The organism is Novosphingobium terrae, from assembly GCF_017163935.1.
GTDB lineage: Bacteria > Pseudomonadota > Alphaproteobacteria > Sphingomonadales > Sphingomonadaceae > Novosphingobium > Novosphingobium terrae.
In genome coordinates this window covers 2,102,880-2,115,019 of sequence record NZ_JABVZR010000001.1, presented here as the reverse complement: position 1 = coordinate 2,115,019, position 12,140 = coordinate 2,102,880, and the positions used below count along the sequence as shown (strand labels likewise).

At 65.1% G+C, this 12,140-nt stretch carries 10 protein-coding genes; 5 read left to right on the top strand and 5 right to left on the bottom strand.

What is annotated here, in order from left to right; genetic code table 11:
* The first annotated feature begins 18 nt into the window (after positions 1-18).
* The 3 genes from HGK27_RS09630 to ppdK all read left to right on the top strand — a co-directional run bounded on the left by HGK27_RS09630 (position 19) and on the right by ppdK (position 5,878).
* Positions 19-930, top strand: coding sequence for a glycine--tRNA ligase subunit alpha (locus tag HGK27_RS09630; protein WP_206240329.1), 912 nt, complete (start codon positions 19-21; stop codon positions 928-930).
* The gene (gene glyS / locus HGK27_RS09625; RefSeq protein ID WP_241127004.1) at positions 927-3,113 is read left to right on the top strand and encodes a glycine--tRNA ligase subunit beta; all 2,187 of its coding nucleotides are present in this window, start codon (positions 927-929) and stop codon (positions 3,111-3,113) included. The genes HGK27_RS09630 and glyS overlap by 4 nt, the downstream gene beginning before the upstream one ends.
* Before the next feature lie 86 nt (positions 3,114-3,199).
* Positions 3,200-5,878 carry a pyruvate, phosphate dikinase gene (ppdK, locus tag HGK27_RS09620; protein ID WP_206240327.1) on the top strand — a complete coding sequence of 893 codons (2,679 nt, stop codon included), beginning with the start codon at positions 3,200-3,202 and terminating at the stop codon, positions 5,876-5,878.
* A 21-nt stretch (positions 5,879-5,899) separates the two neighbouring features.
* Here ppdK and HGK27_RS09615 read toward each other — a convergent pair whose 3' ends face one another.
* Entirely contained in the window at positions 5,900-6,688 is a 789-nt protein-coding gene (locus HGK27_RS09615; protein WP_241127002.1) for a methyltransferase domain-containing protein, read from the bottom strand.
* Between the two features lie 73 nt (positions 6,689-6,761).
* Between HGK27_RS09615 and HGK27_RS09610 the strand changes: the two genes are divergently transcribed.
* Both HGK27_RS09610 and hisI read left to right on the top strand, forming a co-directional pair.
* Positions 6,762-7,481, top strand: coding sequence for a ComF family protein (locus HGK27_RS09610; RefSeq protein ID WP_322099028.1), 720 nt, complete (start codon positions 6,762-6,764; stop codon positions 7,479-7,481).
* A gap of 488 nt (positions 7,482-7,969) precedes the next feature.
* Entirely contained in the window at positions 7,970-8,347 is a 378-nt protein-coding gene (gene hisI, locus HGK27_RS09605) for a phosphoribosyl-AMP cyclohydrolase (protein WP_206240326.1), read from the top strand.
* A 1-nt stretch (position 8,348) separates the two neighbouring features.
* Here hisI and HGK27_RS09600 read toward each other — a convergent pair whose 3' ends face one another.
* From HGK27_RS09600 to tyrS, 4 genes are all read right to left on the bottom strand, one after another.
* Entirely contained in the window at positions 8,349-9,065 is a 717-nt protein-coding gene (locus HGK27_RS09600) for a dienelactone hydrolase family protein (protein ID WP_206240325.1), read from the bottom strand.
* Positions 9,066-9,070: 5 nt separating this feature from the next.
* Positions 9,071-10,330 carry an MFS transporter gene (locus HGK27_RS09595; protein ID WP_241127000.1) on the bottom strand — a complete coding sequence of 420 codons (1,260 nt, stop codon included), beginning with the start codon at positions 10,328-10,330 and terminating at the stop codon, positions 9,071-9,073.
* Between the two features lie 98 nt (positions 10,331-10,428).
* A complete protein-coding gene (locus HGK27_RS09590) occupies positions 10,429-10,791 on the bottom strand; it encodes a PilZ domain-containing protein (protein ID WP_206240324.1) in 363 nt (120 codons plus the stop codon).
* Positions 10,792-10,892: 101 nt separating this feature from the next.
* The gene (gene tyrS, locus HGK27_RS09585) at positions 10,893-12,122 is read right to left on the bottom strand and encodes a tyrosine--tRNA ligase (protein ID WP_206240323.1); all 1,230 of its coding nucleotides are present in this window, start codon (positions 12,120-12,122) and stop codon (positions 10,893-10,895) included.
* Positions 12,123-12,140 lie beyond the last annotated feature (18 nt).

Genomic DNA, 12,140 nt, shown 5'->3' with positions numbered 1-12,140 from the left:
CGTCAAAGGCCTAGCCCCATGAGCGCGCAACATTCCGGCACACAACCACTCAGTTTTCAGGACATGATCCTGACCCTCCACAATTTCTGGAGCGCACAGGGCTGCCTGATCCTGCAGCCCTATGACATGCGCGTGGGCGCGGGCACATTCCACCCCGCCACCACCCTGCGCGCGCTGGGGCCGGAGCCGTGGAAGGCCGCCTATGTGCAGCCCAGCCGTCGCCCGACCGATGGCCGCTATGGCGAGAACCCCAACCGGTTGCAGCACTATTACCAGTATCAGGTGATCCTCAAGCCCTCGCCGGAGAACCTGCAGGAGCTGTATCTGCAGTCGCTGGCCGCCATCGGCGTCGATCCGCTGGCGCATGACATCCGCTTTGTCGAGGACGACTGGGAAAGCCCCACGCTGGGCGCCTGGGGTCTGGGCTGGGAAGTGTGGTGCGACGGCATGGAGGTGACGCAGTTCACCTATTTCCAGCAGATGGGCGGCTTTGACTGCAAGCCCGTCGCGGGCGAGCTGACCTATGGTCTGGAGCGCCTCGCCATGTACATTCAGGGCGTGGACCGCGTGTATGACCTGCGCTTCAACAATGATGGCGTCAGCTATGGCGACGTCTTCCTGAAGAATGAGCAGGAGATGTCGAAGTACAATTTCGAGATCGCCGACACAGACTCGCTCTTCAAGGGCTTTGCCGCCGCCGAGGCCGAGGCGAAGCGCTGCATCGAGGCTGACATTCCGCTGGCTGCCTACGATCAGGCCATCGAGGCCTCGCATCTCTTCAACCTGTTGCAGGCGCGCGGCGTGATCTCCGTGCAGGAGCGCGCCAGCTATATGGGCCGCGTGCGCGATCTGGCCAAGGGCGCCTGTCAGGCGTGGATCGAGAAGAATGAGGCCGCATGGGCCGAGAAATTTCCGGGGTGGAGCAAGTGAGCACGTTTCTTCTCGAACTGCGCAGCGAGGAAATCCCGGCGCGCATGCAAGCCGGCGCCCGCGCCGAACTGGAAAAGCTGTTTCGCGGTGCCCTGAACGCTGCCGGCGTTTCGGTGGGTTCGCTGACCGTATGGTCCACGCCGCGCCGTCTGGCGCTGATCGCGCGCGATCTGCCCGTGGCCACCGAAGCCGTCAGCGAGGAAGTGAAGGGACCGAAAACCTCTGCGCCCGAGCAGGCTCTGGCAGGCTTCCTGCGCAAGACCGGCCTGACCAAGGAACAGCTTACTGAACGTGACGGCGTGTTCTTCGCCATCACCGAAAAGCCGGGCCGCGCCACCGCCGATGTGCTGGCCGAGGCGATCCCCGCCATCGTGCGCGGCTTCAGCTGGCCCAAGTCGCAGCGCTGGGGTGCCGCCTCGCTGTCGCCGGAGAGCCTGCGCTGGGTGCGCCCCTTGCAGGGCATCATCGCGCTGCTGGATGGCGCTGTGGTGGACTGCGAAGTCGGCGGCATCACGGCTGGCCGCGAGACTGTCGGCCATCGCTTCCACTCGCATGGCGCTATCGCCATCGAGAATGCCGACACCTATGCCGACCAACTGCGCGCCGCCCATGTGCTGGTGGACCATGATGAGCGCCAGGGCATCGTGCGCTCCGGCGCCACCAAGGTCGCTGCCGACGCTGGCCTGACGCTGGTCGAGGACGAAGGTCTGGTCGTGGAGAACGCAGGGCTGACCGAATGGCCGGTGCCGCTGCTGGGCCGCTTCGACGAGGCGTTCCTTGAAGTGCCGCCCGAGACGATCCAGCTCACCGCGCGCGTGAACCAGAAGTATTTCATCTGCCGTGACGCTGACGGCAAGCTGGCCGACGCCTTCGTCTGCACCGCCAACATCGCGGCGAGCGATGGCGGCGTGGGCATCGTCGCGGGCAACCGCAAGGTGCTGGCCGCGCGCCTGTCGGACGCGCGCTTCTTCTGGCAGCAGGACCGCAAGGTTGCCTTGGCGGATCAGGCCAAAAAGCTGGAACGCATCACCTTCCACGAAAAGCTGGGGACCGTGGCTGACAAGGTCGCTCGCGTCGCCAAGCTGGCCGAATGGCTGGCGAGCGAAGGCATTGTGCCGGGCGCCGATCCGGTGCTGGCGCGTCAGGCAGCGGAGCTGTGCAAGGCCGATCTGGTCACCGAAATGGTGGGCGAGTTCCCCGAGCTGCAGGGCCTGATGGGCGGCTATTACGCCCGCGCCGAAGGTCTGGGCGATGTGGTCGCCGATGCCATCCGCGATCACTACAAGCCGGTCGGGCAGGGCGATGATGTGCCCACCGCGCCGGTGACGGTGTGTGTGGCGCTGGCGGATAAGCTGGACAGCATTGCGATGTTCTTTGCCATTGGCGAGAAGCCGACAGGATCGAAAGATCCGTTTGCTTTGCGCCGTGCTGCCTTGGGCGTGCTGCGTCTCATTGAACAAGGCACGCGGTTGAGCATGAGCCAAGCCATTCGCCGTGCTGCGGCGGAGAGGATGGGGCAGCTTTCTGCCATTCAAGATTTCGCGGATGGGCAGTCCTATTTGAAGTATTATCAGGCCTATGATGAAGCGCCTGATCAGGAAGCCTATCTGCGTGAGCGCGAAGCTGCCGGACATCCGTTGATTATCGAGCAGTTTCGTCCTGCTGATGGCTGGGATGTCGTCGATTTCTTCGCCGACCGCCTCAAGGTCCAGCAGAAGGAAGCAGGCGTCCGCCACGATCTGATCGATGCCGTCTTCGCCCTTGGCGGAGAGGACGATCTGGTCCGCCTGCTCGCTCGCGTGCATGCGCTGCAGGCCTTTGTCGCCAGCGAGGATGGCATCAACTTGCTCGCCGGTTACAAGCGCGCGGCCAACATCCTCAAGGCCGAGGAGAAGAAGGGCTGGGACAAGGACGCCACCAACCCCGCCCCCGACGCCGATGAAAAGGCCCTGATCGAGGCCCTCGCCGCCGCCGGACCCAAGGCGCAAGCCGCCGTCGAGGCCGAGGACTTCACCGGCGCCATGGCCGCTCTGGCCACGCTGCGCGCGCCGATCGACGCTTTCTTCGATACGGTGACGGTCAACGATGCCGACCCGGCCAAACGGTCGGCGCGGCTTGCCTTGCTTGACGCCTTCCGGGGCGCGGTCCACAAGGTTGCCGATTTCTCGCGGATCGAAGGCTGACCCTCGGCGCGAGCCTCTTTCCCATGCCAACCCTCAACGGGGACGGCATGGGGCAGGGGATGGCCGGGCAGGGAGGTATGGCCTGAGTGGGTGAGTTCGTCTTCCATTTCGGCGGCGGCGCGCAGTCGACGGATGTGCGCGCGCAGGACAAGGCTGTGGTCGGCGGCAAGGGCGCCAATCTGGCGCAGATGGCCGCCATCGGCTTGCCGGTGCCGCCGGGCTTCACCATCTCCACCGAAATCTGCGCCCATTATGCCGGTGGCGACCGCGTGATCGATGATGATTTGCGCGCACAGGTCGCGCAGGGCATCGCCCATCTGGAAAGCGCCACTGGGCGCCGCTTTGGCGATGCCGAGCATCCGCTGCTGGTCTCGGTGCGTTCCGGCGCCTCGGTCTCCATGCCCGGCATGATGGACACGGTGCTCGATCTGGGCCTCAACGATGTGACGGTGGAGGCGCTGGCCAAGGCTTCTGGAGACGCCCGTTTCGCCTGGGATTCCTACCGCCGCTTTATCCAGATTTATGGCGATGTAGCGCTGGGCGTCGATCATTACCTCTTCGAGGACGCGCTAGAGATCGCCAAGGAAGACAATGGCTTCTTCACCGATGTTGAGATGGAAGCTCAACACTGGAAGGCGCTGGTCTCCGAATACAAAAGCATTGTCGAAAGCGAAACCGGCGCACCGTTCCCGCAGGATGTCGACGCGCAACTCTGGGGCGCCATCGCCGCCGTTTTCGACAGTTGGGAAAGCGAGCGCGCCCGCACCTACCGCCGTCTGAACGGCATCTCCGCCAGCCTCGGCACGGCGGTGACGGTGCAGGCCATGGTCTTCGGCAACCGCGACGAGCAGAGCGCCACCGGCGTCGCCTTCACCCGCGACCCGACCACCGGCGAGCGCCAATGCTTCGGCGAATGGCTGATCAACGCTCAGGGTGAGGATGTGGTCGCGGGCCTGCGCACCCCGCAATACCTCACCCGCGCCGCGCGGGAAGCCGCAGGCGCCAAGCCGCTCAGCATGGAAGAGGCCATGCCCGAGGCTTTCACCCAGCTTACTGGCCTGTTTACCACGCTGGAAAAGCATTTCCGCGATATGCTCGACATCGAATTCACCGTCGAACAAGGCCGCCTCTGGGTGCTTCAGGCGCGCAGCGGCAAACGCACAGCCGCCGCCGCCCTGCGCATGGCCAGCGATATGGTCAGCGAGGGCCTGATCACGCAGGAAGAAGCCCTGCTGCGCATCGAACCCATGGCGCTGGCACAACTGCTTCACCCCACGCTCGACCCCGATGCGCCGCGCGATCTGCTGGCCAAGGGCCTGCCCGCCTCACCGGGCGCGGCCTCGGGCGCCATCGTGCTGGACGCGGAAACCGCCGAAAGACGCGCCGAACGCGGCGAGGCCGTCATTCTGGTCCGCGTCGAAACCAGCCCCGAGGACATCCACGGCATGCATGCCGCCGTCGGCATCCTGACGGCGCGCGGCGGCATGACCAGCCACGCCGCTGTGGTGGCCCGCAGCATGGGCCGCCCCTGCGTCACAGGCACGGCGGCGATCTCGATTGATACCGCCAAGCGTAGCCTCTCCATCGGCGGACGGCAGATGCGCGAAGGCGACACCATCACCATCGACGGCACCACCGGCGAGGTGATGGCTGGCAGCGTGCCGCTCACCCGCTCCGAACTGGTCGGCGATTTCGCCATACTGATGGGTTGGGCCGATCAGGTCATGGCGCAAACCGGGCGGCATCTGGGCGTGCGCGCCAATGCCGATACGCCTGCCGAATGCCGCGTCGCCCTTCAGTTCGGCGCGCAAGGCATCGGCCTGTGCCGCACCGAACCGATGTTCTTTCAGGCCGAACGCATCGAGGCGATGCGCCGCTTCATCCTCTCGCCGGAGGAAGCCGCCCGGCAGGAGGCTCTGGATCGGCTGCTTGACTGGCAGCGTGAGGATTTCCGCGCGATCTTCGAGGGTATGGCCGGATTGCCCATTGCGATCCGCCTGCTGGATCTGCCGCTGCACGGGTTTTTGCCCGAAAGCGATGCGGATATGGCGTCTCTGGCCGAAAGCATCGGGCTCAGTCTCGACAAATTGCGCCGCGTGGTGGGCGGGATGCTTGAGTTCAATCCGCTGCTCGGGCTGCGTGGATGCCGTCTGGGGCTGGCCTATCCCGAACTCTACGCCATGCAGGCCCGCGCCCTGTTCGAGGCGGCTTGCGAAACCACAGGCGCCGATGATCCGGTGCAGCTCGAAGTGATGGTGCCGCTGGTGACGACAGCGGCGGAGCTGGAGCAAGTGCGGAGCCAATTGCAAGAAACGGCACAGGCGGTTTTCGCTGAAAAGGGCATCACGCTGTCATGGCGGATGGGCGCCATGATCGAGGTCCCCCGCGCTGCGTTGATGGCAGGCGAGCTGGCGGGCGAGGCTGAGTTTTTCTCCTTCGGCAGCAATGACCTCACCCAGACCACGCTGGGCATGGGGCGTGATGATGCCGCGCGCTATATGGGCCGCTATGTGGATCGCGGCATCTATGGGGCAGACCCCTTTATCACGCTGGATGAAGCGGGCGTCGGCGCGCTGATCACTCTGGCGCGGGACAGGGGACGCCAGGCCAACCCTTCGCTGGACTTGGGGCTGTGCGGCGAACATGGCGCCGATCCGGCCTCCATCGCTTTCTGCCTGGCGCAGAGGCTCGATTACGTTTCGGCCTCGCCCTACCGCGTGCCGGTGGCGAGGCTGGCGGCGGCTCAGGCCGCGCTAAAGGCTTAGGGCCGCCAGCCCGCCCACGCGCTAGGCGCGCCAGCCCGAAAGCGTCAAAATCTCGAAATGCTCGGTGACGCGGCCTGCCTCATCGGCAGCCTCGGCAAAGGCTGCCTGAGCGCGGGCATAGGCCTGCTTGCCCAGAACTGGCGCCGTGTCGTTGAGCACCGCGCCCAGCCCCTGAGCCCGCAGATCGCCAACCAAAGCGCCCAGCGAGCCGAACCGCACATCCAGCCCGCGCGCATCGGCGACGGGATTGGCCAGCCCCACCCTTTGCAGCAATTGCGCGCCGCTGCGCACATCGACAGCGGGATGCATCCGCGCGGCAGGCCGATCCCCATCGGCAGCCAGCATGATCGACCGCAGCACCGGCAGGCTACCCGCCGCCATCATGCTGATCAGCGCCAGCCCGCCCGGGGCCAGCGCATGGCGCATATGGATCAGGGCCCCCGGCAAATCGTTCACCGTATCGAGCGTGCCAAGGCTCACGACCAGATCGAAACCGTTCACCGGCCAGGGGGCTTCCTCGTCAAGCCCCAGCACACCCTCGCGTGCCGACACATCGGCCTGTGTGACATCCACACCCTGTGCGATAAGAGCCGGGGCCAGCGCGCCGCCATCATCCCCCATCACCAGAGCCCGCCCGGGCTGGTGGCGCAGGAAAGCGAGGCGATCCAGCACATCCTCCACCCGATCGTCGGCCAGCCAGCGGGCGGCATCAGCGCGGCTTTGCAAAGCCTGCATGCGCTGGCGCACGGCGGCGCGACGGCGCGCGGAAAAGATCTTGGGCGGGGCGGGGGGCTGGCTGGCGGAACTCATGCTCGCCTCCCTGCCGCGCGCAGCGCGTCAGCGCAAGGCTTGCGCATGCGGAGCGGCGCGTTAGCATCACGCCATGGCTTCCTTGGCACCGAGACAGGCGCTGGCGCCGCTGATCGATGCGGTCTTCCCGCCGCGCTGTCCGCTCTGCGGGGGGATGCTGGCGGGGCATGATGGCTTGTGCGGCGCTTGCTGGGGGCAACTCAGCTTTCCGGGCGATCCTTCTTGCGATCTGTGTTCTACGCCGATCTCGCCGGAAGGGCCGCCACGCTGCGAAAGCTGCGTCACCGCGCCGCCACGCCATGGCGGGATCGTGGCCGCCACCTGTTACGATGCGGTCTCGCGGCAACTGGTGCTGCGGCTGAAGCATGGCCGCCAGATCGCGCTCGCCGCGATGATGGCGCGCATGATCGCCACCCGCCTGCCGGAACGCAATCTCGCGCATTGGGCGCTGGTGCCGGTGCCGCTGCATCGCTGGCGGCTCTGGCGGCGCGGCTACAATCAGTCTGCCTTGCTGGCGCGCGAATTGGCGCGGCTGACGGGGGGAAGGCTGATGGTCGATGCGCTGATCCGCCGCCGCCGCACCCCCTCGCTGGGCGGGCTGGACCGGGCCGAGCGGGCTCAGGCGCTGCAGGGGGCGATCACAGCGCATCCCCGCCGCTTGCTGCAGGATCGCTCCGTGTTGCTGGTGGATGATGTGCTGACCAGCGGCGCCACCAGCGATGCCTGTGTCGACGCGCTGCTGGCCGCTGGCGCGCGCGCGGTGCGAATCGCCTGTTTTGCCCGCGTCATTTAGCCTGAAAACACGAAAGCGCCCGAGGTTGATCCTCGGGCGCTCACGTGACGAAACATGAGGCGGCGACTGGCGGATCAGCAAACCGGCCCCTTGCCACCGGTTCAACACAATCCTTGCGCTGATAACGACAATGGCCCCTGTTCCACGTCGTTACGCCTGATCTGTCTTCTGTCTCCCGGCGACGGAGATGATCGGCTGCCTGGCAGTCTCGATCATCCGCCGCAAAGCGACACTCATGCGACCGCTATGCGATCATTTTCCCTGAACCGTGGCGCTTGACGTCATCTGCGTGGAATTCCCTCAAATTCCTCAGCGGATGATGGCACCTGTCGGTGTTCGGCCTCCCTCAAGGCCGTGAGAGTGTGATCGGCCCAAATCGGACAAAGATAAAGAGGCGCGTCCGCTTCGTGTGGATTTTGGCCCCCATATGTGGTTATCCTGCAACAAAGGACTGGCATGCGCTGCCGCAGAACAAGGAAGATACAAAGATGACAGGCGCCGATGCCGAGCAACGCGAAAAGGGTAGCACGTTTTTACCACGGTTTGATGACAAGGGTCTGATCACCGCCATTGCGGTTGATTCGCTCAGCCGTGAGATCCTGATGGTCGCCTTCATGAACCAGGAAGCGATCGATCAGACGCGTGAGACCGGTCTGGCCCATTTCTACTCCCGCTCACGCGGACGTCAGTGGATGAAGGGCGAGACATCGGGCCATGTGTTGCGGGTGCAGGAAATCCGCGTCGATTGCGATCAGGACGCTTTGGTGATGATCGTGACGCCTGCCGGGCCGGCCTGCCATACCGGCGCTGTCAGCTGCTTCTATCGCAAGCTGGATGGCGACGGGCTGGTGCCCGTCGCCGAATAACTCACTTCTTGAAGATCGAGTCGAACAGATCGGTGGTGGCCGCCCAGCTGGCGCGGTCCGCCGCCGCATCGTAACCCAGCACGGCCGGATTGCCGCGATTGTCGCTGTCCGGGTCGGTGAAGCCGTGCTTGACCTTGCCGTAAGCGTGGAAGTGCCAATCGGCTCCGGCCTGGTCCATTTCCTCCCAGAAAGCAGAGACCTGCTCGCGGGTGGCCAGCGGGTCGGCATCGCCGTGGCAGACCAGGATCTTGGCCTTGATGGCGCCAGCCTCGGCCGGGCGGTCGGTGGTGAGCAGGCCGTGATAGCTGACGGCAGCGGCGATCTCACCGCCCTCGCGCGCCAGTTCCAGAACGGCCTGGCCCCCCATGCAATAGCCGATCACGGCGGCGGTCAGGCCTTCGGCACCATCCAGCGCGCGCCCGGCAGCCAGAGCAGCGCGCACGCGGGCGCGATAGACATCGACATCGGCGCGCAGCGCATTGCCCATCGGATGGGATGAGGCGAAATCCTTCACCGGCTCGCCATAGAAATCGGCAACCAGTACCAGATAGCCGTCAGCTGCCAGCTGGCTGGCGCGCGCGGCGACAGCGGCATTCATATTGGCGATGTTGGGATAGACGATGATGAGCCCGCGCGGCGTGCCCTCGGGCTTGCCGAGGTGGCCGGTCAGTTCCTTGTCGCCATCGTGATAGGTGTGAGGGATCAGGGGGATGCTCATACGGGTCAACCTTGTTCAAGGTGGGGGGAAAAGGTCCGCGCGCGGCGGATTTGCGGGAAGAACACCGCCCAGAGCACGGTGATCGCCATGGCGCCGATGCCCCCCATCACCACCGCGCCTGTTGCCCCCAACAGCGCGGCGGCGAGCCCCGACTCCATCTCGCCAAGTTCATTCGATGCGGAAATGGCGAGGCCTGAAATGGCGCTCAGCCGTCCGCGCATTTCATCGGGCGTATGCAGCTGCACCAGCGTGCTGCGCACAAAGACCGAGATCATATCCGCCGCGCCCAGCACTGCCAGAAGCCCAAGCGACAGAAAGTAATTGGTGGAAAGCCCGAAGGCCACGGTGATGGCGCCGAACACGCCGACGGCCACCAGCATCTTCACCCCGACATTCTGCGAGATCGGGCGCGCCGTCAGCACGATGCCCATCAGCGAGGCGCCCACGGCGGTCGCCGCGCGCATCTGGCCCAGTCCCTCGGGCCCGGCGTGGAGGATATCGCGGGCAAAGACCGGCAGCAGGGCGGTGGCGCCGCCGAACAGCACAGCGAACAGGTCCAGCGTGATGCAGCCGAGCAGAAAGCGGTTGTTCCAGACGAAGGTGAAGCCCTCGGCGATCTGGCGGATGGGATGCTGGTCGCGGCTGCCTGCATGCGGCGGCAGGCGGCGCAGACCGGCCATGCTCAGAAAGCCGATGGCCAGCAGGATCACGGCGCCCATGTAAGGAGCCGTGGGATGCACGGCGAAAAGCAGGCCTGCGCCTGCCGGGCCAATGATCGTCGCCAGTTGCATCGCCATGGAGTTCATGGCCACCGCGCGCGGCAGCAGGGCGGGTGGCACCAGCAAAGGCGCCATCGAGCCGATCGACGGCCCGATGAACACGCGGGCCAGTCCATGCAATGCGCCCAGCCCGAACAGCAGGGGCAGGCTCAGCGCATGAAGGCCCGTTGCGGCCCAGAGCGATGCGGCCACCACCAGATCCACCGCGATCGACATCAGCCCGACATTGCGCTTGTCGAATCGGTCGGCGATCACTCCCGCCACGGGCGAGAGCAGAAACATCGGCACGAACTGGCAAAAGCCCATGATGCCCAGCTGGAACGAGGCCTTGGCGATGGACATATGATAGTCCTGCCGGGCCACATCATACAGCTGATAGCCGATGATCACCGCCATACCGCCACCGGCCAGCCAACTGCAGAAGCGCGTCAGCCAGAAGCGGCGATAATCAGGAATATGGGCGGGCGAGCGGGGCTGATCAGTCACAAGCCAACCGCATGGCAGGCCAAAGCCGCTTTGCCAAGGGCTTGCTAAAGCGCCCAAGGCTTTGGTCTTGCTTTGGTCCTGCCTTGATCCTCGGATGGTTAACGCAGAGGCGGCGGCGGCAAAGGCGTGCCGCGACGGCCGCGCGGGCTGGGCGAGATCGCATCGATCAGCGCCGTGAAATCGTCGAGGCGGATGATGCGCTCGAACTGGAAGCCGGCGCGGTCCTCGGTGGCCCAGATCAGATGGGCCTCGATGCGGCCCACCTTGGGCAGACGGATCACCACGCGCTCGCCGCGCGTTAGGGGAACTTCCCCCGTCGCCATGAAGCCATGGGCCGAGATGTTCGCGATATGCAGCGAAAGATCGCCAAGGCTGCGATGTTCGCCCATCACCCGATGGCTGACCGGGTGGCGCGCCGAACGCCGCAATTCTGTGACCGATAGCTGCGCTCCGCCAACCATTTTCCGTTTTTCCTTATCCTGGAGATGATGTGGGGGCATTATCCCCCACAAGCCCCAAGATTTGGTAAAACCGGCACCGGTTTGCCGCATAGGCGGCACGTTTACGCCGGTTTCAGAATCCCGTGCTTCTTCTTGCCCGCGGAAATCCGCACTTCCCCAGAAGACAGGTTAACAAGCTGTGTCTCGTCTGAAACCGATTCGCCGTCGAGTCGCGCGCCGCCACCGGCGATGAGTCGCTTGGCTTCGCCACGGCTTGCGGCGAAACCGATGCCGACCAGCGCGTCGGTGATGGTGATGCCCTCGGCGGGCACAGTGAAGGTCGGCAGGTCGGCGCCAAGGCCGCCACCGGCGAAGGTGGCTGCAGCGGTCGCCTGAGCAGCGGCAGCGGCTTCGGGGCCGCGTGCCAGCGCCGTGACCTCATTGGCGAGGATCACCTTGGCATCGTTGATCTGGTTGCCGGGCAGGGCTTCCAGACGGGCGATCTCGTCCAGCGGCAGATCGGTGAAGAGGCGCAGGAAACGGCCCACGTCACGGTCATCGACATTGCGCCAGTATTGCCAGAAATCATAAGCGGGCAGGGCGTCTTCGTTCAGCCACACCGCGCCGTTCAGGCTCTTGCCCATCTTCTGGCCATCGGCGGTGGTCAGCAGCGGGGTGGTGACGCCGAAGACTTCCTTGCCGTCCATGCGGCGGGCCAGCTCGATGCCGTTGACGATGTTGCCCCACTGGTCCGAGCCGCCCATCTGCAGGCGGCAATCGAAACGCTTGGCCAGCTCGCGGAAATCGTAGCCCTGCAGGATCATATAGTTGAATTCGAGGAAGCTGAGCGACTGTTCACGGTCCAGGCGCAGCTTCACCGAATCGAAGCTGAGCATGCGGTTGACGCTGAAATGCTGGCCCACCTCGCGAAGGAAGGAGATATAGCCAAGCTGATCCAGCCATTCGGCATTGTCGACCATGATGGCGTCGGTCGGGCCATCGCCGAAGGTCAGGAATTTCTCGAAGATGCGGCGGATCGAGGCGACATTGTTCGCGATGATCTCGTCGGTCATCAGCTTGCGCGCTTCATCCTTGAAGCTGGGGTCGCCGATCTTGCCGGTGCCGCCGCCCATCAGCACGATGGGCTTGTGACCGGCCTGCTGCATGCGGCGCAGCAGCATGATCTGCACCAGCGACCCCACATGCAGCGATGCCGCCGTGGGATCGAAGCCGATATAGCCCGTCACGATCTGCTTTTGCGCCAGCGCGTCGAGCGCGTGCGCGTCGGTCATCTGGTGGACATAGCCTCGCTCGGAGAGCAGGCGCAGCAGGTCGGACTTGTATTCGGTCATGATACCCTCTTGAGTAAG